The organism is Streptococcus suis (assembly GCF_046032515.1).
Lineage (GTDB): Bacteria > Bacillota > Bacilli > Lactobacillales > Streptococcaceae > Streptococcus > Streptococcus suis_AL.
The window spans coordinates 1-22,147 of sequence record NZ_JARQPJ010000030.1; the positions used below are offsets into that span (position 1 = coordinate 1).

General features: G+C 39.7%; 11 protein-coding genes and 2 pseudogenes. 10 read left to right on the forward strand and 3 right to left on the reverse strand.

The annotated features are described in order from the left end of the window. The 4 genes and pseudogenes from P7J49_RS10715 to P7J49_RS10730 form a co-directional block, all read left to right on the forward strand. Window positions 1-957, forward strand: a 957-nt coding sequence (locus tag P7J49_RS10715) for a VirB4-like conjugal transfer ATPase, CD1110 family (protein ID WP_249547676.1), incomplete at its 5' end; no start/stop codon positions are given. Between the two features lies 1 nt (window position 958). After that, window positions 959-3,652, forward strand: a complete 2,694-nt coding sequence (locus tag P7J49_RS10720; protein ID WP_408570662.1) for a phage tail tip lysozyme — start codon at window positions 959-961, stop codon at window positions 3,650-3,652. 708 nt (window positions 3,653-4,360) lie between these two features. After that, window positions 4,361-6,274, forward strand: a complete 1,914-nt coding sequence (gene ltrA / locus P7J49_RS10725) for a group II intron reverse transcriptase/maturase (RefSeq protein ID WP_408570663.1) — start codon at window positions 4,361-4,363, stop codon at window positions 6,272-6,274. A gap of 147 nt (window positions 6,275-6,421) precedes the next feature. Beyond that, window positions 6,422-6,544, forward strand: a pseudogene (locus P7J49_RS10730) (CHAP domain-containing protein); the annotation flags it as partial. 86 nt (window positions 6,545-6,630) lie between these two features. Here P7J49_RS10730 and P7J49_RS10735 read toward each other — a convergent pair. Together P7J49_RS10735 and P7J49_RS10740 are read right to left on the reverse strand one after the other, a co-directional pair. Beyond that, on the reverse strand, window positions 6,631-7,476 hold the full coding sequence (locus tag P7J49_RS10735) for a nucleotidyl transferase AbiEii/AbiGii toxin family protein (RefSeq protein WP_408556178.1): 846 nt from the start codon (window positions 7,474-7,476) through the stop codon (window positions 6,631-6,633). Then, the gene (locus P7J49_RS10740) at window positions 7,473-8,063 is read right to left on the reverse strand and encodes a type IV toxin-antitoxin system AbiEi family antitoxin domain-containing protein (RefSeq protein ID WP_192370006.1); all 591 of its coding nucleotides are present in this window, start codon (window positions 8,061-8,063) and stop codon (window positions 7,473-7,475) included. The genes P7J49_RS10735 and P7J49_RS10740 overlap by 4 nt, the downstream gene beginning before the upstream one ends. 280 nt (window positions 8,064-8,343) lie before the next feature. On the opposite strand from P7J49_RS10740, the pseudogene P7J49_RS10745 reads away from it, so the two are divergent. The 6 genes and pseudogenes from P7J49_RS10745 to P7J49_RS10770 all read left to right on the forward strand — a co-directional run bounded on the left by P7J49_RS10745 (window position 8,344) and on the right by P7J49_RS10770 (window position 21,526). Further along, window positions 8,344-13,243, forward strand: a pseudogene (locus P7J49_RS10745) (SspB-related isopeptide-forming adhesin). Beyond that, window positions 13,244-13,435: a calcium-binding protein gene (locus P7J49_RS10750; protein ID WP_208581405.1), complete on the forward strand. Its 192-nt coding sequence runs from the start codon at window positions 13,244-13,246 to the stop codon at window positions 13,433-13,435. Then, the gene (locus P7J49_RS10755) at window positions 13,419-13,970 is read left to right on the forward strand and encodes a hypothetical protein (RefSeq protein WP_408570664.1); all 552 of its coding nucleotides are present in this window, start codon (window positions 13,419-13,421) and stop codon (window positions 13,968-13,970) included. Before P7J49_RS10750 ends, P7J49_RS10755 begins: the two co-directional genes overlap by 17 nt. Before the next feature lie 48 nt (window positions 13,971-14,018). Continuing rightward, the gene (locus P7J49_RS10760; protein WP_408570665.1) at window positions 14,019-20,843 is read left to right on the forward strand and encodes an SNF2-related protein; all 6,825 of its coding nucleotides are present in this window, start codon (window positions 14,019-14,021) and stop codon (window positions 20,841-20,843) included. 70 nt (window positions 20,844-20,913) lie between these two features. Further along, window positions 20,914-21,213, forward strand: a complete 300-nt coding sequence (locus tag P7J49_RS10765) for a DUF5962 family protein (protein WP_408570666.1) — start codon at window positions 20,914-20,916, stop codon at window positions 21,211-21,213. Window positions 21,214-21,226: 13 nt separating this feature from the next. Then, on the forward strand, window positions 21,227-21,526 hold the full coding sequence (locus tag P7J49_RS10770; protein ID WP_024405549.1) for a DUF5966 family protein: 300 nt from the start codon (window positions 21,227-21,229) through the stop codon (window positions 21,524-21,526). Window positions 21,527-21,569: 43 nt separating this feature from the next. Here the strand turns inward: P7J49_RS10770 and P7J49_RS10775 are convergent. Further along, on the reverse strand, window positions 21,570-22,147 hold a 578-nt coding region (locus tag P7J49_RS10775; RefSeq protein ID WP_408570667.1), incomplete at its 5' end, for a tyrosine-type recombinase/integrase.

The following is a 22,147-nucleotide window of genomic DNA, read 5'->3' on the forward strand; positions in this document are numbered from 1 at the left end:
GAGCCGTATGAGGGGAAACTCTCACGTACGGTTCTTAGAGAGGAAGGTGGTAGTAATACCACTAACCTACTCGACTATAGTATTATCGGTCAAGCCTTTGGCGGGGAGAGTATTGATATTGCCCCAGATTCCACTACCTTCTTAAATGTATTAGATCTATCAGATGAGAATATGGATGAGGATCCGGTTAAGGTCAAGTCCGAATTTCTCTTGTCTTGGATTGGAAAGCTCTTGGACCGTAAAATGGATGGTCGTGAAAAATCCTTGATTGACCGTGTGACACGACTCACCTATAAGCATTTTGACACACCGTCCTTGGTCGAATGGGTCTTTGTCTTAGCTCAACAACCTGAACAGGAAGCTAAGGACTTGGCACTGGATATGGAACTCTATGTGGAAGGGTCGCTGGACATATTTTCACATCGGACCAATATTAAAACAGACAGTCATTTCCTGATTTACAATGTCAAAAAGTTAGGCGATGAATTAAAACAAATTGCCCTCATGGTTATCTTTGACCAGATTTGGAATCGTGTGGTCAAAAACCAAAAGCTAGGGAAGAAAACCTGGATTTACTTTGATGAAATGCAGCTACTCTTATTGGACAAATATGCCTCTGATTTCTTCTTTAAACTTTGGAGTCGTGTCCGTAAGTATGGGGCGATACCGACAGGCATTACTCAGAATGTAGAAACTCTTCTTTTGGATGCTAATGGTAGACGCATTATTGCCAATAGCGAGTTTATGATTCTTTTAAAACAGGCCAAGAGCGATCGCGAAGAATTGGTACATATGCTTGGACTTTCCAAGGAATTGGAGAAATACTTGGTCAATCCTGAAAAAGGGGCAGGCTTAATTAAGGCCGGTTCCACCGTTGTTCCATTCAAAAATAAGATTCCACAACACACCAAGCTCTTTGACATCATGAGTACGGACCCTGAAAAAATGAGGACATGAGATGAAAGAGGATAAAAAGCTAGTCAAACAGGCTAGGCAAAACTTTCGAAGCAACTTAAAATCGGTCCGTATGCATTATCGGAAAGAAGTTAGGACCTTAAAACAGACTGTTCCTAAAAAAGGACGATTTCGAAAACCAGCCCAAAATTCTCTGTTTCAAGATAAGAAAACAGAGTTAAAAGGAAATCTACTCAGTAGCCAAAAGGAAGCAGAAGAGAAGTTCCTAAAAGAAATTACCTATGTATCTCCTAGACTATTGAAGGTAAAGGAAATCAAGAACTATCGACTTCCGCAAGCTCAAGAGCGTTTGCGGACGGCAAGAAAACATTTGTCAGAAGTGAAACTAAGTGAGAAACAACAGGCAGTTGATTCCAAGTTTACTTTCCAAAAAGAAAATCCTTCCCTGAAGTCTCGTTTTCAGTTTCACCAAGAAAAAACATTTGATCGACTAAGTGCAGAAAAAGAAGTAAGTTCTGCCAAGCGTGAGGTTAAACAACTCAAGAAAGTCCAAAAGACTAAGAAAAACTCTACCAAATTCAAAGTTGGATTAGGCTTAGCTGCATCTGAATCGTTTGACTTGGTATCACAGGATGATGATTTAGATGGACTTAGAACCCTAAAGGATACTAGCCTGAAAGTCAGACGCTATGGCAGGTTTACCTATCAAGCAGGTAAGGTGGCAGTAAAAAGTGGACAGACTGGTGTGCGGTTTACCAAAACAAAATTTTCTCATGGAAAGGAACGATTCCAGAACTTCAAAAAGGGAAAAGGGTTCACACGCCAGAAACCGCTTAAATCAAGAAGACGCTACCAAACCTTTTTAAAGCATGGCAGAAAGCACAGTCTAGCAGGAATTAAGGGGATTGCACAAGCCATTAAGGGAAGTATGACTTTCTTTTCTGTCCTTGCGGGAAATCCTTTGACTTGGATTGGCTCAGGCATTCTTTTGATACTCCTTTTGATGATGAGCTTTTTCATGAGTATTTCAGGAAGCAGTGTCATTCAACAAGATGAGATAGAATTGAGTAAGAGCTACACCCACATGACGTGGGAAGATGCGGAGCATACAAGAACCAACGAAAAGGGAATTACCTATTTCACCAAGATTGATGAGGTTATGGTTTACATGAATCATCAATACCAAGACTACCAGCTTGACGATTTCATGGAAACAGGTGGTGTGACCTACAAATCGTTTCTCAGTCAAGTGTGGCCGGACTTAAATGGTGGAGATTCTATTAAATCCATGTCTGACTTATATAAAGAACCTGCTTACAAGCTGTCTGATGAGGATCAAGAAGAACTAAAGGAATTGGCCGAAGAAGGCAACTATTTAGCCCTTCAAGAATTGGACAATCCCTTTCAGGGACAGACCGATGAGGATAGCTTAAACATGACCTACCGATATGGTTATGAGGTCATTGATGAGAAACCAACGCTTCATCACCATATCATCTTAGAAGCAAAAGAAGGTCAAGTCATTGTGGCTCCTATGGATGGCAAGGTATCTCTTGATGGAGAGAACGTTGTTTTGACATCTGGTAAGGGAGTGAATAAGACTAAACTAACCTTGTTTGGCATTCATTCAGGTCGTGTGAGTGAAAATCAACAAGTCTTGGCAGGAGACATTATTGGTCAAACCAAGGATGGAACGGGTCTAAAGGTCACCTATCAAAAAGTTGATGATGATACGGATAAGTTGGTCTATGTCAATCCAGCATTCTACTTTCCAAAAGTGATCCAGGTTCAGACCACCATTCTTCCAACTATCGGTCAGTTTAGCGGCGATGAGTTCGAGAGAGCCAAGGTAATTTATGACTATCTTAAAAGCAAAGGAGCGACCAATCAAGCCATCGCAGCTATTTTAGGAAATTGGTCGGTAGAATCCTCTATTAATCCCAAGCGTGCGGAGGGCGACTATCTATCTCCACCTGTTGGTGCGACAGACGGTTCGTGGGATGATGAGGGCTGGCTTTCACTCAATGGTCCAACTATATATAATGGGCGTTACCCAAATATTCTCAAACGTGGTTTAGGCTTAGGACAATGGACAGATACCTCGGATGGGTCACGCAGACATACTTTATTGTTGGAATATGCCAAAGGAAAACATCAAAAATGGTATGACTTAGGGTTACAACTGGATTTCATGTTGCATGGGGATAGTCCTTATTACACCAACTGGTTAAAGGACTTCTTCAAAAATTCAGGAAGTCCAGCTAGTCTTGCCCAACTATTTCTCATTTACTGGGAAGGAAATAGTGGTGATAAGCTACTTGAACGTCAGACACGAGCAAGTGAGTGGTATTACCAAGTTGAAAAAGGCTTTAGTCAACCCAACGGTGGGACAGCACAAAGTGACCCCAAAGCTCTTGAAGCTGTACGAGGCGACCTCTTTGAAAACTCTATTCCAGGAGGTGGTGACGGTATGGGATATGCTTACGGCCAATGTACTTGGGGAGTTGCAGCCCGTATCAACCAATTGGGGCTAAAACTCAAAGGTAAAAATGGTGAGAAGATTCCAATTATCAGTACCATGGGCAATGGCCAAGATTGGGTACGAACAGCCGCAAGTCTCGGTGGAGAGACAGGGACAAGTCCACAAGCAGGAGCTATCCTTTCCTTTGCGGGAGGAGGACATGGCACACCAACAGAATACGGACATGTGGCTTTCGTTGGTGCGAGACGTTTCTAACTGAAAAGGTTAGACACGTTCTTGAAAAATCAACCTGATAATCAGGTTAAATTTGAATAGAATGGAGAACTCTTATCTTGAAAATTGGAATGAAGGGGTAACGCCCTGAAACGATTTCTCTAATACTCCGACATGCGTTTATCTGGTGCAAAGGTAAAGGTATGAAGCTCGGTGAAGTCGGCTGAAAGATACCGTCATTCTTAAGGACTTAAGAATCGAAAGTGTTCCAGAGGTGGAATATGTATCTGATAGGTCGGGAGTCATTAAAAACTAAATAGGGTGAGAATGTGCATGAGCACTGACGAACCAGCGAATGTACGCTCCAAAGGCGAGTACGTAGAAATGCGTATAACAACGTAAGTTGTTTCAACTTGAGGAAGAGTAAGAATCGACGATATGAAATTCCTTGATATGTTACAGGCATATCAAAGTTGAAGGGGTATAGCTAGGCACCTAAGTTTAGTATTGATAAAGATAAGGGAACGTCGAAAGCTAGAGATGTGGAGGTTGCACAACCAGAGAAACATTGGAAAGGAAATCATAACTTTCCTTAATCTCTAGTGAGAGTGGTGGCACGACCTTTGAAAGTGTTGTAATGATACTGGAGGAACAGCCACCAGTCAATAGTGTATTGTTATGAACTTTATCATTTCATGGATTCTTGTAAGACATAAAAGGTCACGAATCCAAAGAGAGGAGTGATAGACCATGACGAAACCAAAAAATGATGACAAACTATTAAAACATCAAAAACTAAGGTATGCGGAATACTATGGCATGACCGAGATATTTGATGATTTATATTCCAAAAGTCAAAATGGATTCAGTTTTAAGAACTTAATGAACATTATCACATCTCCCGAGAATATACTGCTCGCTTATCGTACCATTAAGCGGAATGGTGGTAGTCAAACCGAAGGAGTAGATGGTGTTACCATTAAAGATTTAGAAAATCTGACCCAAGAAGACTTTATCTATAAAGTTCAAAGAAGATTTCAATATTATAGACCCAGAAAGGTCAGAAGAGTAGAGATTCCTAAACCAAATGGAAAGAAAAGACCACTAGGCATTCCCTCAATGTGGGATAGGATTGCTCAACAGTGTATTTTACAAGTGTTAGAGCCAATATGTGAAGCTAAATTTTACAAACATAGTTATGGATTTAGACCTCTACGGTCAGCTGATAACGCTATTATGGACTGTATGTATCGTATGAATAAAAGTCATATGACTTATGTCGTTGACGTTGATATTAAAGGCTTTTTTGATGAAGTGAATCATACTAAGTTAATGCGTCAAATCTGGACCTTAGGCATCAGGGACAAACAACTTCTAGTGATTATTCGAAAAATGTTAAAAGCACCAATTGTTCTTCCGAATGGAAAAGTGAGCCATCCAACTAAGGGCACACCACAAGGAGGTATCCTATCTCCGCTACTTGCCAATATCAATCTTAATGAATTTGATTGGTGGATAGGACGACAATGGGAAGAAAGAGATTGCAAGGAATTAGTTCCTCAATATAATTCCAAGGGAACAAGACACAAGTCACATGTTTATAGAAAGCTGCGAGCTTCAACGACACTAAAAGAGATGTATATTGTTCGATATGCGGATGATTTTAAAATCTTTTGTCGAAATAGGAATGAGGCAGAGCGAACGTTTAAGGCTGCAAAATTGTGGTTAAAAGAGCGACTTAACCTTCCTGTTTCGAAGGAAAAATCTCAAATTACCAATCTTAGAAAGAAAAGCAGTGAATTCCTTGGGATTACTTTAAAGCTGGTTTCTAAGAATAATCGTTTTGTCTGTTTTTCTCATATTGCACCGAAAGCCAAGAAACGTATTAAGCATCAACTGAAACAGCAGATGAAATTGATACAAATTAAAGGTGTTAAAGAAACAATTATTCGTGAAATACAGAAGTATAATAGTATGGTTATCGGTATTCATAACTACTATAGTATGGCAACACATGTGAGTAAGGATTTAGAAGAAATTCATTATCAGCTTTATCTCTCTTTTAAAAATCGATTGCAGGCGAAAGGTCTGACAAAAAAAGGAGAATACAAGGGAAAAGATAAAGGACTCCTCCCCTACCTCCAATCTCAAAATATTCGGTACTTAATGGGTTATCCAATTCTTCCAATTAGCTATGTCAAGACGAGGACGTTAAAAGGAAGAAATAAGAATCTGAATAGGTATACTCCTGAGGGGAGAAAATTGATTCATAAACAACAGGAATCTGTTGAAATATGGAAATTAAAATGGCTGAGAGAACACCCAATTATAAATAAGCGTGCAACAGTTGAATACAATGATAATCGAATTTCTTTATTTGTAGCTCAAAAAGGGAAATGTGCTGTAACCGGTAAGGAATTGGATATGGATGATATTCATTGTCACCATAAGAGACCTTGGTCAGAAACAAAGGATGACTCTTATAGGAACCTTATCATTGTTGGACGAGATATTCATCGCCTGATTCACGCAACAAATGAGAAGGTTATCAAAAATCTCTTTCAGCTTTTGAATTTGAGTAGTACAGGACTGACCAAATTAAATCAGTTGCGAGAACTTGTAGGAAATCCACCATTATTGAAAGAAAATTTGAACTTAGAATAACCATGTTAATCATATTAATATAGCACGATAAAGCAAAATCGTGATAATACACTATTGATGGAACGCCGTGTGCGGTGAAAGTCGCACGCACGGTGTGAAGCGGGGGAAAAGATGGAGATAGTATCAAAGTTTTACCTATCGCTATAAAAAGTCTACCCAGATGGCTCATTCCTTATCTCCGAGACCAACTACAATGGCAACCCCAACTACACCTTCCGAAAATTATCTGGAGTGGATAGTAGCTTAAGTTTTGCTTATACGACGAAATAAAAAAGGATATGCTAACAATGATTGGATTTGTTAGCATATCCTTTTTGTTTTTATGTCATGATTACTTAATGGGATACTTAAAAGTTTTAATCAGAATTTCTAGAAATGAGAATTGTTATGAGACGAATCATCTCATCAAGAACGTCTGCAAGTGAAATCCCCTTTGTATAGCTATATTTTTTCGAATAATTTTGCCATTGTTTATTCTGAATAGGGTCAGCTTTGAATCTCTCAAGTAGTTCAATCATTTTATCAAAATCGAGGTCAGTTTCGCGATAGGAAAAGGTTCTCTGACAGGCATTATTCAATTGAATGAAGTCAATATCTTCTTTCTTCAGTTTTGAAAGAATATAAACATCGTAAAAATCTTTGCTTCGGCTGTTCAAGAAGTTGCGTGAGTAGATGGTCTGGAGTTTTTCAGCTAGGATTGTTTCAATGGTATAAGCAATGATTGGAAAATTCTCGTTATCAAAAATTGCTTTATAATTGTATGTAATCGGCTGAGGAGTTACAACATCACCTGTCGCAATATCCAAATGGATAACTTGTTTAATATTCTCAAGTTGGCACAAAATGGTTGCACGATAGCCACCATAGTCATCACTTTCTTTAATAGCTGTGATAGATTGAATCGTGAAAGAAATACCTTCTTCTGAATCTGCTAAAATTTCCTTGAGTTGCTGCTTCACAGTATCTTCTGAGAGTGTCATTTGATGGAACAAAAAATCAATATCAACCGTGCTACGAGATTCAACTCCAATAACATTTGACAGTAGGAATCCTCCTTTGAAGATATAGTGATTTGAGTAGGTACTCTGACTTAATTTTTTCAAAATCACTTCTAAAAAGTAATAGGTCATCACGGAATTAAAGGTTAATCCAGTATTCTTTGATATTTTATGACAGAGTGCTGTTAGCTTAGCTTTATTCATACTAGGACCTCCAGAGTTTGTTTGACCTTGTCCAAGGTGTTCATTTTTGTCGCATATTCATAGAGTTTTGTAAGATTTTTTTTAGGATAGTTTCCGTAATGTTGAAGTGTTTTGACAAAAAGCTCAGTATCTATTTTTTCTCGATGAATCACAAAATCACAGATAATACGTTCGAAATCATAGACTCTTACCTCGTTTCCCATAGGGGTTTTTACAAGAGTAATTCCTAATTCGCTATATTCCTTAGAAACGGAATGAATGTTCAGATTAGCTGGAGGAGTATTAAAACGGTAGCCTCTAGGAATGGTTACGTCAAAATATTGAGGAATTTCATCTGTAAATTGTTGAAGGTAAAGCGCTGAGATATAAGAGAAAACAGCCTTGGGATATCGGTACTGAAAGAAGTAGTATTCGTCGTAGTCTCCATTCTGGGTTAGGAAAATTCCTTTTTCGACGCGGTATATAATTCCTTCTTTTTCTAGTCTTGTCAAATATATTGTTGGAATATTTAGAGCTTTACAATCTTTATAGGTGATAATGCCATTGTGGTTTTCTATAAATTCAAGTAGAATCTCTTTTTTTGACATGCTTACTCCTTCCTATGTTGCTTTTACACTACAATTTTACAACATTTGTGGTGTAAAAGCAACATTTTCTTTTCCATGAACTGATTGTGATAACAAAATCAAGCCTTCTTTTTTATGATGGTATTGAACTTGGGCTACGAGCTGTTCAAAAAAGAGAGTTTCTCCTAGAACGGAAAGTTCTTCGTCAAAACTCCTATTTTTGTCGTGCTCGCTTAACGCCCTCGTATCTAATAAAGAGTGACAGTTTGTTGCTACATAAAAAAGAAAAGAAGGACTATTTATGACCAAAACATGTAATCATCACTTTCTTGTCAATCAGGAAAAAGGCGAGAAACACGTCTTTCGCAAGAGTAAAAAATATCGCACTCTATGTTCGGTTGCCCTTGGAACCATGGTGACAGCTGTTGTTGCTTGGGGAGGAACGGTTGCACATGCTGATGAAGTTACACCATCAGTTGACACCACCATTCAACGAACGGAAAATCCAGCCACGAATTTACCAGAAGCACAGCCAAACCCTGTATCTGAACAAACTGAAAGTTTAGCGTTAACTGGACAATCTAACGGTGCAATTGCTGTCACCGTACCACATGATACGGTAACACAAGCAGTTGAAGAAGCAATGGCTGAAGGTGTTTCTACGGTTGAAGATAGTCCAATGGACTTGGGGAATACAACTTCTGCGTCAGAGACCAACCAACAAATTTCAAAAGCAGAAGCAGATGCCCAAAAACAGGTTGAGGCTATTAATGAAGTTACTGAATCCTACAAAGCTGATAAAGCGACATACGAATCGGATAAAGCTCGCGTCGAACAAGAAAATAAGGAGCTGACACAGGCCTATGAAGGTGCCAACCAAACTGGGAAGGGGATAAATGCTTGGGTTGATACCAAAGTCAATGACCTAAAATCTCAGTATGCAGATGCTGATGTGACAGTAAAAGAACAAGTAGTTTCATCAGGAAACGGGACATCTGTACTAGACTATACAAACTATGGCAAGGCTGTTGAAACCATTCAATCAACTAACGAACAAGCTGTAGCGGATTATCTAACAAAGAAAACCAAGGCAGATGAAATTGTTGCGAAAAATCAGGTCATTCAAAAAGAAAATGAAACTGGTCTTGCTAAGGCAAAGGCAGATAACGAAGCCATTGAAAGGCGTAATCAGGCAGGTCAAGCAGCTGTAGATGCTGAAAATCGTGCAGGTCAAGCTGCGGTGGATCAGGCTAATCAGGAGAAACAACAATTAGTTTCAGATCGAGTAGCTGAGATTGAAGCCATTACAATACGCAATCAAGAAAAAGAAAAAGCTGCCAGAAAAGAAAATGAAGCGATTGATGCCTACAATGCCAAAGAAATGGAACGCTATCAACGTGACTTAGCCGAGATTTCAAAAGGTGAAGAAGGTTATATTTCTGAAGCCCTTGCTCAAGCCCTCAATCTCAATAACGGTGAGCCACAAGCACAACATGGAGCCATTACCCGAAATCCTGATCAGATCATTTCAACTGGCGATGCCATGCTGGGTGGGTACTCAAGAATTTTAGATTCCACGGGCTTCTTTGTCTATGATAGCTTCAAAACAGGTGAGACCCTCAGTTTTAACTATCAAAATCTTCAAAATGCACGATTTGATGGCAAAAAGATTAGTCGTGTGAGTTACGATATTACCAATCTTGTGTCACCAGCTGGAACCAATTCCGTAAAATTGGTTGTACCAAACGATCCTACCGAGGGCTTTATTGCCTATCGAAATGATGGAAATGGGGACTGGCGAACAGACAAGATGGAGTTTCGTGTGACTGCCAAGTATTTCTTGGAAGATGGGTCGCAAGTTACCTTCTCCAATGAAAAGCCAGGTGTTTTCACGCATTCTTCCCTCAATCATAATGACATTGGTCTAGAATATGTTAAAGATTCATCTGGGAAATTTGTGCCGATTAATGGTTCAACCATCCAAGTGACCGATGAGGGTCTGGCTCGTTCTTTGGGTTCCAACCGTGCAAGTGATTTGAATTTACCTGAGGAATGGGATACCACATCAAGTCGTTATGCTTATAAAGGAGCTATTGTCTCAACAGTTACATCAGGAAATACCTATACAGTCACCTTTGTTTGGGCAAGGCGATATGCCACAGAATGTTGGCTTGTCTTACTGGTTTGCCTTAAATACCCTACCAGTGGCACGTACAGTAACACCTTATAGTCCCAAACCTCATGTAACGGTGGAACTTGAGCCTGTTCCTGAACCTATTACGGTAACACCAGATGTTTTTACTCCTAAAACATTTACACCAGAAAAGCCAGTAACCTTCACGCCAAAGCCTTTGGAAGAAGTGGTACAGCCTAGTCTAACTTTGACCAAGGTAACCTTACCTGTTAAACCTATTCCAAAAGAACTTCCAACGCCACCACAAGTTCCGACTGTTCATTATCATGCGTACCGTTTGACGACAACTCCAGAGATTATGAAAGAAGTAGTCAATAGTGACCAAGCTAATCTTCATGAGAAAACTGTCGCAAAAGATTCAACGGTGATTTATCCCTTAACAGTTGATGCCTTATCGTCCAATCGTTCTCAAACGACTAGTCTCATTTTTGAGGACTACTTGCCTGCTGGTTACCTGTTTGATAAGGAAACAACACAAAAAGAGAATGGAAACTATGTCCTTAGCTTTGATGAGACTAAGAATTTTGTGACCTTGACCGCAAAGGAAAACTTGTTGCAGGAGGTGAATAAAGATTTAACCAAGGTTTATCAATTGACCGCTCCCAAACTTTATGGAACTGTTCAAAATGATGGGGCAACCTATTCTAATAGCTACAAGTTGCTTTTGAACAAGGGCACAGCCAATGCCTATACAGTCACTTCAAATATTGTGACGGTTCGTACACCAGGTGATGGGGAAACAACCACACTTATTATGCCAGATAAAAACAATGAAAATGCGGATGGTGTTCTCATTAACGATACGGTCGTAGCTCTTGGTACAACCAACCACTACCGATTGACTTGGGATTTGGACCAGTATAAGGGAGTTCGTTCTGCTAAAGAGACAATTGCACGAGGCTTCTTCTTTGTGGATGATTACCCAGAGGAAGTGCTTGACGTGGTGGAAAATGGCACGGCTATAACAACGCTTGATGGTCAGGAAGTATCAGGCATAACGGTTAAAACCTATGCTTCGTTAAATAATGCCCCTAAAGACCTTCAAGATAAATTAGCTCGTGCTAAGATTACACCGACTGGTGCCTTTCAAGTCTTTATGCCAGATGACAACCAAGCCTTTTATGACCAATATGTCAAAACAGGTACATCTTTAGCTTTACTGACCAAAATGACGGTTAAAGATAGTCTCTATGGTCAGACAAAGACCTATACAAACAAGGCTTACCAAGTGGATTTCGGCAATGGCTATGAAACCAAGGAAGTGACCAACACCCTTGTTTCTCCAGAACCTAAGAAACAAAACCTCAATAAAGACAAAGTGGACATCAATGGGAAGCCCATGCTTGTGGGAACTCAAAATCACTATACACTCTCATGGGATTTGGACCAATACCGAGGGATTAAAGCAGACAAGTCTCAGATTGCACAAGGTTTTTACTTTGTGGATGATTATCCAGAAGAAGCTTTATTGCCGGATGAAGCAACTATTCAGTTTATCACAACTGATGGCAAAACAGTTTCAGGAATTATGGTGAAGTCCTATGCTCAATTATCAGAAGCTCCTAACACCTTACAAGCAGCTCTATCTAAACAAAAAATTCAGCCTAAAGGAGCTTTCCAAGTTTTCATGCCTGAAGACCCACAAGCCTTTTATGAATCTTATGTGACCAAGGGGGAGAATATTACCATTGTCACTCCGATGACTGTTTTGGAAACCATGATTAATTCAGGGAAGTCTTATGAAAACGTGGCCTATCAGGTGGATTTTGGACAAGCATATGAAACTAATACGGTGACCAATTTTGTCCCTAAAGTAACTCCACACAAGTCTAATACCAATCAAGAAGGCATTTCAATTGATGGAAAGACTGTCCTTCCGAATACAGTCAATTATTACAAAATTGTCTTGGATTACAGTCAATACAAGGACATGGTCGTGACGAATGATGTTCTTGCCAAGGGATTTTACATGGTAGACGATTACCCAGAGGAAGCCCTTACCCTAAATTCTGATGGCATTCAAGTTTTGGATAAGGATGGCAATCGTGTATCTGGTTTCTCTGTCAGCACCTACGCAAGTTTGTCAGAAGCTCCGAAAGTCGTTCAAGATGCCATGGCTAAACGTCAGTTTACACCTAAAGGAGCCATTCAAGTTCTTAGTAGTGATGATCCAAAAAACTTTTATGAGACCTATGTCAAGACTGGTCAAACCTTGGTTGTCACCCTTCCGATGACGGTTAAAAATGAGCTGACCAAAACAGGTGGTCAGTATGAAAATACAGCCTATCAGATTGATTTTGGCTTGGCTTATGTCACGGAAACAGTGGTCAATAATGTTCCAAAATTAGACCCACAAAAAGATGTGATGATTGACTTATCTCATAAAGATGAGAGCCTTGATGGGAAAGAAGTGGCCTTGCATCAAATCTTTAACTATCGCTTAGTTGGAGCGATGATTCCAAGTAATCGTGCGACAGAATTATTTGAATATGGTTTTGAAGATAACTATGATGAAAAGCATGATGAATATAATGGTGTTTACCGAAGCTATCTGATGACGGATGTTACCCTCAAAGACGGTTCTGTCTTAAAAGAGGGGACAGAAGTTACGAAATATACCTTGCAACAGGTGGATACAGAAAATGGCCTCGTGTCAATTTCATTTGATAAATCCTTCTTAGAGACTATCTCTAATGATTCAGCCTTTCAGGCAGATGTTTACCTTCAGATGAAACGGATTGCGACTGGTCAGGTGGAGAATACCTATCTCCATACAGTGAATGGCTATGTCATCAGCTCAAATACAGTTGTAACACATACACCTGAACCTGAAGAACCAAGTCCAAATCAACCCACACCACCTCAACCACCGATTGAGGTACATGAACCACCTGTTCCAGCAAGCATTTTGCCAAATACAGGGGAACAGGAATCCCTTTTGGGCTTGATTGGAGCTGGTATTCTACTTGGTACGGCTTATGGACTGAAGAAAAAGGAGGAGAAGTAGATGAATCCAAAAACCATTTATGAAAAGGATTCAGACCAAGATGGTTTGACAGATGCTCAGGAACTAGCTTTGGGAACCGATCCGCAGTCTGTTGACACAGATGGTGATGGTCAAGCTGATTTAGAGGAGCTACAATCTGGACATTCACCACTAGTCCCACAAAAGGAGTTGTACGATGACTTGGAACTTTGACACCATGAAAGAGGCTTTGTCTGAAATGGAGAAGGTCGATTACCAAGAGTTTATCAAAGCCTTTCTCTCTTTGGAATTAAGTATTTCTGATAGAACAATCCTCGATCAGGTTTATCAAGATTATATGGATGAGGATGACCTATCCTTGATTAGTGATGAGCTACGAGTTAAAGTTGATAGTTATCAGGATGAAGTACAGGCAGATATGACTGACATTCTGGAAAAGTTGTACCGAACAGGTGAAGGCTCTAGTTTTATTATGGATTTAATGTCCTCAAATAGTCTTTCAGACACCTTGGAACAGTATGAGGTTTTGGATAGTGACGATTATTCACCACTTAGCCTTGAAACCTTACAGGCCATGATTCAACAGGAATTGGCTATTTCCAGTCAGGATTATTTTGGAGATTTGGTTCACCTTGCCTTGCAAAAAGATTTACTAGACCAGAAAAGTCATTTCTTACAACACTATGTGGCAACTGTAATGGAAGGTATTCCACAAGAAAGAGACCAACGAGCCTTGGTCCTAGATTAACGCAAAGGGCTGAGAAAAACTCTCAGCCTTTTTTAAATGGGAGGGAAAATGAATCAAGAAGTCTTACTACAAATGATGAGAGCCACCATTCCTCGTGATAGAGCCTTGCTTGAGGCGTTTTTATATTACCAAGCTGAGCATTTTGATGAGGAGTGGGATAGTCTCGTTCATCAGTTTATAACCAATGGGCAAGAAATTAATAAATCTGTTCAGGTACTTCACTTTGAGACAGATGTTTCAGCTTTTGTCCAGGCTAGTCCTTATGATACTGCTCATGATCTATTGACCTATACACAAGTTTTCGGCCAAACTGGTCTCCAAAAACTCGACAAACTATCGCCGTCTGAAAAAGACTTGGTGATTGAAGTGGCATTGTTCAATCTGGCCACTCGTTTTCAATTATTAGACTCAAATGGACACTACCAAACTATTTCACCAGATTCTCTATTACAAAAGAGTAGGGGAGCTAATTTGGTCAATGTGTATCGAGTGGCTAATAATTTAGCTGATCGGATTAGCCGAGATATTGAGCAGTTTCTCTTGACTTACGAGCCTGAGCTTGAAACGAGAGCTGATGAAACTGTTCTAGAAAATGAAGAAACTGTTGATGAGCACAAAACAAGTGTTCATCAAGCAATATCTTTTCGAGAAGAGGGCTCTCTGGTTATTGCTAGTTTGGATGTAGATTTGTCCCAACTGGATATCCGAACTGGAAAAACAAATCATCTACCAGCCTATGAAGAGTTATCTTTACGACGTAAATTTGAGATTCTAACATATTTTGACCATATCCGAAATGAACGTTCCAGAGTTCCGAGTTTTAGACGAGGTGATTTTGACAAAGAGATGGAAATGACACCAGTCTTTGATGGCGAGGAGTTACTTACCTATCTAGAGGCTGATGGTAGTCCCTATGAGTTGAAACGAACGCTGACTACAGTCGAAGAAAAGGAATTAGAAAAAATTGGACGAGCTATTAGGATAGAAAATCAAGAAAAATTGACTCAGCTAGGGATTGAGCTATCTCAGTTTGAATCAGACCAAGTTGGTATTTTATTGGATGCGGTAGGTCGTTTTCGTTTAAAAAATGCGGACCTTGCTTTATTAGGTGGTTATCCCAAAGCCTCGGTAACTCAACTAGCCCTTGCGACAGAACTACTCCAAATGGGACTAAGTCATGAAATGGTTGAATTTTTCTTTGGTAGTCAGCTTTTCATTGAAGAGTTGCGACAAGTTGCCTACGCCTTTTTACACCAAGAACTCAGTAGAGAAGATGCGGAACATTTTGAAAAAGATAAACGCAATCAGCCAGATTTAACCCTCAGAGATTGGATGAGCAAGCTAGAGAAAGCTGAGAGAAAAGAAGTAGTTGATGAAGAATTCGCGGAAAATCCACTAGTCCAGAGAGTATTGGACACTTATCCTCTGGGGTCATTGGTTTCCTATAAGGGACAGGACTTTGAGGTCGTGTCGGTCAGCGATGCTCGATTGAACGGTTTGATTCGGATTGAGTTAGTCAATGATTTTTCGGATATCATTGAACAAAATCCAGTTCTTTATATGAGGACCTGGGAAGAAGTCAGTCAGGCACTTCATCAGCTAAAGGCAGAAAAACAAACAGAGTTAGAAGAAGCGGACCAAGAATTAAACCTATTCTCATTTCTGGAAGAGGAGCCAGTTCAGAGTATTGGACTATTGGAACCAGATGGTTCAGAAAAAGGTCATAACGATACTGAACTTGAAGAATCAGATAATCAAATTCCTGAAGAGGAAGTCGTCGAAACAATTCCAGAGATTCCAGTAACGGACTTTTATTTTCCAGAAGATATGACGGACTTTTATCCAAAGACTGCTAGAGATAAGGTTGAGACAAACATTGCGGCCATTCGTTTGGTAAAAAATCTAGAAGTAGAGCACCGCAATGCTTCATTAAGTGAACAAGAACTCCTTGCCAAGTATGTGGGCTGGGGTGGACTTGCCAATGATTTCTTTGATGACTATAATCCAAAATTTTCTATGGAACGAGAAGAACTGAAAAGCCTAGTCACTGATAAAGAGTATTCGGATATGAAACAGTCCTCTCTGACAGCCTATTATACAGACCCTGCCCTGATCCGTCAGATGTGGGATAAGTTGGAAAGAGATGGTTTTACAGGTGGCAAAATTCTAGACCCTTCCATGGGAACAGGAAATTTCTTTGCGGCAATGCCCAAACACTTAAGAGAAAAGAGTGAGCTATATGGTGTAGAGTTAGACACCATCACAGGAGCTATTGCCAAACATCTTCATCCCAATAGTCGTATTGAAATTAAGGGCTTTGAGACGGTATCTTTTAACGACAATAGCTTTGATTTGGTGATTTCAAATGTGCCATTTGCCAATATACGAATTGCGGATAACAGGTACGATAAGCCTTACATGATTCATGACTATTTTGTTAAAAAATCCCTTGATTTGGTGCATGATGGTGGGCAAGTAGCCATTATCTCTTCAACAGGAACCATGGATAAGCGAACAGAAAATATATTACAAGATATTCGTGAGACAACTGAATTTCTTGGTGGGGTTCGACTGCCTGATTCTGCCTTTAAGGCCATTGCAGGAACCACTGTCACAACTGATATGTTGTTCTTCCAGAAACACTTGGACAAGGGATATGTTTCAGATGAACTAGCCTTCTCAGGTTCCATTCGTTATGGAAAGGATAGTCGTATTTGGCTCAATCCTTACTTTGATGGAGAATACAATAGCCAAGTGCTAGGAATCTATGAAGTTAGAAACTTTAACGGTGGAACACTTTTTGTTAAGGGGACTAGTGATAACTTGATTACAAGTGTACAAACTGCTCTACATCAAGTAAAAGGCCCAAGAGAGATTAATAGAAATGAGGTCTTCATTAACTCAAATGTATTGACCGAACAAGTCATGGATACTTCCATTCCAGCTGAAATGAGGGAGAATCTGGGTCAGTACAGTTTTGGTTACCAGGGTTCTACAGTTTACTATCGAGATAACAAAGGCATTCGAGTCGGAACTAAGACGGAAGAAATCAGTTACTATGTCGATGAAGAGGGCGACTTCAAAGCATGGGACACCAAACATTCCCAAAAACAGATTGATAGATTTAATAGCTTAGAAGTTACAGATGGCACTGCTCTGGATGTCTATGTGACCGATGATGCAGCTAAACGCGGACAATTTAAGGGGTATTATAAAAAGACAGTTTTCTATGAAGCTCCTTTGTCTGATAAAGAAGTGGCACGAATCAAAGGAATGGTCGATATTCGCAATGCTTACCAAGAGGTCATTGCCATTCAACGCCATTATGACTATGATAAGAAGACTTTTAACCACTTGTTAGGCAAACTCAATCGTACCTATGATAGCTTTGTCAAACGCTACGGGTATTTAAACAGTACAGTGAACCGCAATCTTTTTGATAGTGATGATAAGTATTCGCTTCTGGCTAGTTTGGAAGATGAAAGTCTAGATCCAAGTGGAAAGTCTGTTATCTATACTAAATCCCTTGCCTTTGAAAAGGCTCTAGTGCGTCCTGAAAAAGAGGTTAAAAAGGTACATACTGCCCTTGATGCCTTAAATTCCAGTTTGGCTGACGGACGTGGTGTTGATTTCGCTTATATGATGTCTATCTATCAGGTTGAATCGAAGATGACCTTGATTGAGGAGTTAGGTGACCTCATTATGCCTGATCCTGAGAAGTATTTGAATGGGGAACTGTCCTATGTTTCTCGCCAAGACTTTCTGTCAGGTGATGTCGTCACTAAGTTAGAAGTGGTGGACCTATTCGTGAAACAAGACAATCAGGACTTTAACTGGCCGCATTATGCAGGACTTCTAGAAACAGTCAAACCAGCACGCATTACTTTAGCAGACATTGATTATCGAATCGGTTCACGCTGGATTCCTTTGTCTGTTTACGGAAAATTTGCCCAAGAAACCTTTATGGGGAAAGCCTATGAACTGTCAGACCAAGAAGTAACAACAGTCCTTGAAGTCAGTCCCATTGACGGAGTTATCACTTACCAATCTAAGTTTGCCTATACCTATTCCAACGCAACGGATAGGAGTTTAGGTGTACCAGGTTCTCGTTATAATAGTGGTCGTAAAATATTTGAAAATCTCCTGAATTCCAATCAACCAACCATCACCAAACAAATTGTCGAAGGGGATAAGAAAAAGAATGTGACGGATGTGGAGAAAACAACAGTCCTGCGTGCCAAGGAAACACACCTACAAGAACTCTTTCAAGATTTTGTAGCAAAATATCCAGAAGTCCAACAGATGATTGAAGACACCTATAACAGTCTCTATAATCGTACAGTATCAAAGACCTATGATGGTAGCCATTTAACCATTGATGGACTTGCCCAGAATATCTCCTTACGTCCCCACCAAAAGAATGCCATTCAACGGATTGTGGAAGAAAAACGAGCTCTACTCGCCCATGAGGTAGGGTCTGGAAAAACCTTGACCATGCTTGGAGCTGGTTTCAAGTTGAAAGAACTAGGAATGGTACATAAACCACTTTATGTGGTGCCGTCTAGTTTAACTGCTCAGTTTGGTCAAGAAATCATGAAATTTTTCCCAACTAAGAAAGTTTATGTGACCACTAAGAAAGACTTTGCCAAGGCCAAACGTAAGCAGTTCGTATCACGTATTATCACAGGCGACTATGATGCCATTGTCATTGGAGATTCCCAGTTTGAAAAAATACCGATGAGTCGAGAGAAGCAGGTTACCTATATCAATGACAAGCTGGAGCAACTCAGAGAAATCAAACTAGGAAGTGATTCTGATTATACGGTCAAAGAAGCAGAGCGTTCAATTAAGGGATTAGAACACCAACTAGAAGAACTCCAAAAACTAGAGCGGGATACCTTTATCGAATTTGAAAACCTTGGCATTGATTTCCTTTTTGTGGATGAGGCTCATCACTTCAAGAATATCCGTCCAATCACTGGACTTGGGAATGTCGCGGGAATCACCAATACTACTTCAAAAAAGAACGTAGACATGGAGATGAAGGTGAGACAGGTTCAGGCAGAGCATGGAGATAGAAATGTCGTTTTTGCGACAGGAACACCAGTCTCAAACTCCATTAGTGAACTTTTCACCATGATGAATTACATTCAACCTGATGTTTTAGAGCGATACCAGGTATCCAATTTTGATTCATGGGTTGGGGCTTTTGGGAATATTGAAAACTCTATGGAACTAGCCCCGACAGGAGATAAGTACCAACCCAAGAAACGGTTCAAGAAATTTGTCAACCTGCCTGAACTCATGCGAATCTACAAGGAAACTGCCGATATTCAGACCTCAGATATGCTCGACTTACCTGTACCTGAAGCTAAGATTATTGCGGTGGAAAGCGAGTTAACGCAAGCTCAGAAATACTATTTGGAAGAGCTGGTAGAGCGTTCGGACGCTATCAAGTCAGGTAGTGTTGATCCAAGTAGAGATAACATGCTTAAGATAACAGGTGAAGCCAGAAAACTAGCTATTGATATGCGATTGATTGCCCCTGCTTACTCCTTATCGGATAATCAGAAAATCCTTCAAGTGGTCGATAATGTCGAGCGGATTTACCGTGAAGGAGCTGAATACAAAGCCACTCAGATGATTTTCTCTGATATTGGAACACCTAAAAGTAAGGAAGAAGGCTTTGATGTCTACAATGAACTGAAAGCTTTGCTTGTTGATCGAGGGATTCCAAAAGAAGAAATTGCCTTTGTCCATGATGCCAATACTGATGAAAAGAAAAACTCACTGTCTAGAAAGGTCAATAGCGGAGAAGTACGGATTCTCATGGCTTCGACTGAAAAAGGTGGAACGGGTCTAAACGTGCAATCACGCATGAAAGCTGTCCACCACTTAGATGTTCCCTGGCGTCCCTCAGACATTGTCCAGCGAAATGGACGACTAATTCGACAAGGAAACATGCACCAGGAGGTAGATATTTATCACTATATCACTAAAGGGAGCTTTGACAATTACCTCTGGCAGACACAGGAGAATAAGCTCAAATATATCACTCAGATTATGACCTCAAAAGACCCTGTGAGATCAGCTGAAGACATTGATGAACAAACCATGACCGCCTCAGACTTTAAGGCCTTGGCAACTGGAAACCCTTATCTCAAACTCAAAATGGAGTTGGAAAATGAACTGACAGTTTTAGAGAATCAAAAACGAGCCTTTAATCGCTCCAAAGACGAGTATCGCCATACCATTTCCTATAGTGAGAAGCACCTCCCTATCATGGAAAAACGGTTGAGTCAATATGATAAGGATATTGCCCAATCCTTGGCAACAAAGTCGCAAGATTTTGTCATGCGATTTGACAATCAAGCAATGGATAATCGTGCTGAAGCTGGGGACTATCTGCGAAAACTCATTACCTATAACCGCTCAGAGACCAAGGAAGTCAAAACACTTGCCAGCTTTAGAGGATTTGATTTAAAAATGACAACACGAGGTCCTAGTGAGCCCTTACCAGAAACCATTTCTTTAATGATTGTAGGTGATAATCAATATACAGTCGCTCTTGATTTGAAATCAGATGTGGGAACCATTCAACGGATTAGTAATGCCATTGACCATATTATAGACGACCAAGAAAAGACAGAAGGGATGGTAAAGGATTTAAAAGATAAGCTACAAGTAGCCAAAGTAGAAGTTGAAAAAGTCTTCCCCAAGGAAGAAGATTATCAGCTTGTAAAGGCTAAGTATGATGTCTTGGCTCCCTTGGTTGAAAAAGAAGCAGAGATTGAAGAGATAGATGCAGCTTTGGCCAAGTTTAGTGAAGATACAACACCCCAAATGAAGCAACAAGTAGCACTCGAGATATAAGAAAAAAGGCTGACAAATATTTTTGAACGCGGTAAAATGAAGTCAAGAAATCACATAAGGAGCACAGACCATGACCAAAACAGTAGAAGAAATGCGTTATCAACTAGAAGAATGGTTGTCACAAGGCTTTACGAGTTCAGAAGATAGGGCAAACTACCAAACTTTAAAGGAACAGTATGAAGATGAAACTCTTGATTATAGCTTTTCAAAGCGTGAAATTACTGGACAGCTGGAACTCATCATCAAAACTCGTGAGAATGATTTTCCAAGCTTAGATGAGGTAACGAAGGCAGAATACCTTGATTTGGTTGCCCAACTTGATGATTTAGACAAGGGACAGGCTGACTACTATCGCAAGCAATTAGCCTAGAAAGAGGTGTAAGATGTTGGAACAAATTCTACAAAGCCTTTTGATTATCGTAGCAATAGGACTGATGTTGCTTGTCCTTTATCGGATTGTGAAAGTTTCAGGTGCTTTGATTCTTATCGGACTCATCGGTGGCTTAGTCTTTATTGAAATCTATGGAATCTACCTCTTCTTTACGGAAAGGTATCTCTATACAGAAGATTTAGCCACCAATGGTATTTGGAGTTTTACAGGATTCTTTATTATTTTTAATATTCTGCTTGTTCTTGGACTGATGACCAACCTCGTGAAAAGTAGAATTACGGAATACAAATAGGGCTACTTGATTCTAGGTAGTCTTTATTTTTGTATGTTTTTGATTAAGTGTAGATAGATGAAATTGGATTATAGGAACTTAGTATCTCTTTTTGTCTTGATTGTGATACGTGAGTGTATATCTGGGTAATCGAAATAGAACTGTGTCCAAGTATCTGCTGGATGTACCGAATATCGACATCATTATCTAATAACATCGTAGCAAAGCTGTGGCGAAACATATGAGGTGTAATAGTTGTAGTGAGTCTGGTTTGTATTTTGGCTGTTTTTAGAAGCAAACGAACACTTTGTTCTGTCAGTGGTTTTTGTAGGGTTTTTCCAGGAAATAAATAATCGTCTGTATGATTGCAATAACAAGTAATATAAGCTTTTAATAACTGAAAAGTTCGTTCATCCCCAATAAAAATCATACGCTCTTTTTTACCTTTTCCTAGAATTTGGAGTGTTTGTTCAGTGAGATTGATATCCTTGATTTGAATATGACACAGCTCAGAAATCCGAATGCCAGTAGAAAGTAATAAGGAGACAATTAACAAATTTCTTTTAGCTTTCTGTTTTTGATAAATAGTTTTGGCTGAGATAATCTTCTTTTGTAGATAGGTATATAGGATTTTTAAACTAT

What these genes read in the sequence shown, in the direction of transcription:
- P7J49_RS10720 (WP_408570662.1), top strand. Translation starts at nt 959, where the DNA reads ATGAAAGAGGATAAAAAGCTAGTCAAACAGGCTAGGCAAAACTTTCGA.
- ltrA (WP_408570663.1), top strand. Translation starts at nt 4,361, where the DNA reads ATGACGAAACCAAAAAATGATGACAAACTATTAAAACATCAAAAACTA.
- P7J49_RS10735 (WP_408556178.1), bottom strand. Translation starts at nt 7,476, where the DNA reads ATGAATAAAGCTAAGCTAACAGCACTCTGTCATAAAATATCAAAGAAT.
- P7J49_RS10740 (WP_192370006.1), bottom strand. Translation starts at nt 8,063, where the DNA reads ATGTCAAAAAAAGAGATTCTACTTGAATTTATAGAAAACCACAATGGC.
- P7J49_RS10750 (WP_208581405.1), top strand. Translation starts at nt 13,244, where the DNA reads ATGAATCCAAAAACCATTTATGAAAAGGATTCAGACCAAGATGGTTTG.
- P7J49_RS10755 (WP_408570664.1), top strand. Translation starts at nt 13,419, where the DNA reads ATGACTTGGAACTTTGACACCATGAAAGAGGCTTTGTCTGAAATGGAG.
- P7J49_RS10760 (WP_408570665.1), top strand. Translation starts at nt 14,019, where the DNA reads ATGAATCAAGAAGTCTTACTACAAATGATGAGAGCCACCATTCCTCGT.
- P7J49_RS10765 (WP_408570666.1), top strand. Translation starts at nt 20,914, where the DNA reads ATGACCAAAACAGTAGAAGAAATGCGTTATCAACTAGAAGAATGGTTG.
- P7J49_RS10770 (WP_024405549.1), top strand. Translation starts at nt 21,227, where the DNA reads ATGTTGGAACAAATTCTACAAAGCCTTTTGATTATCGTAGCAATAGGA.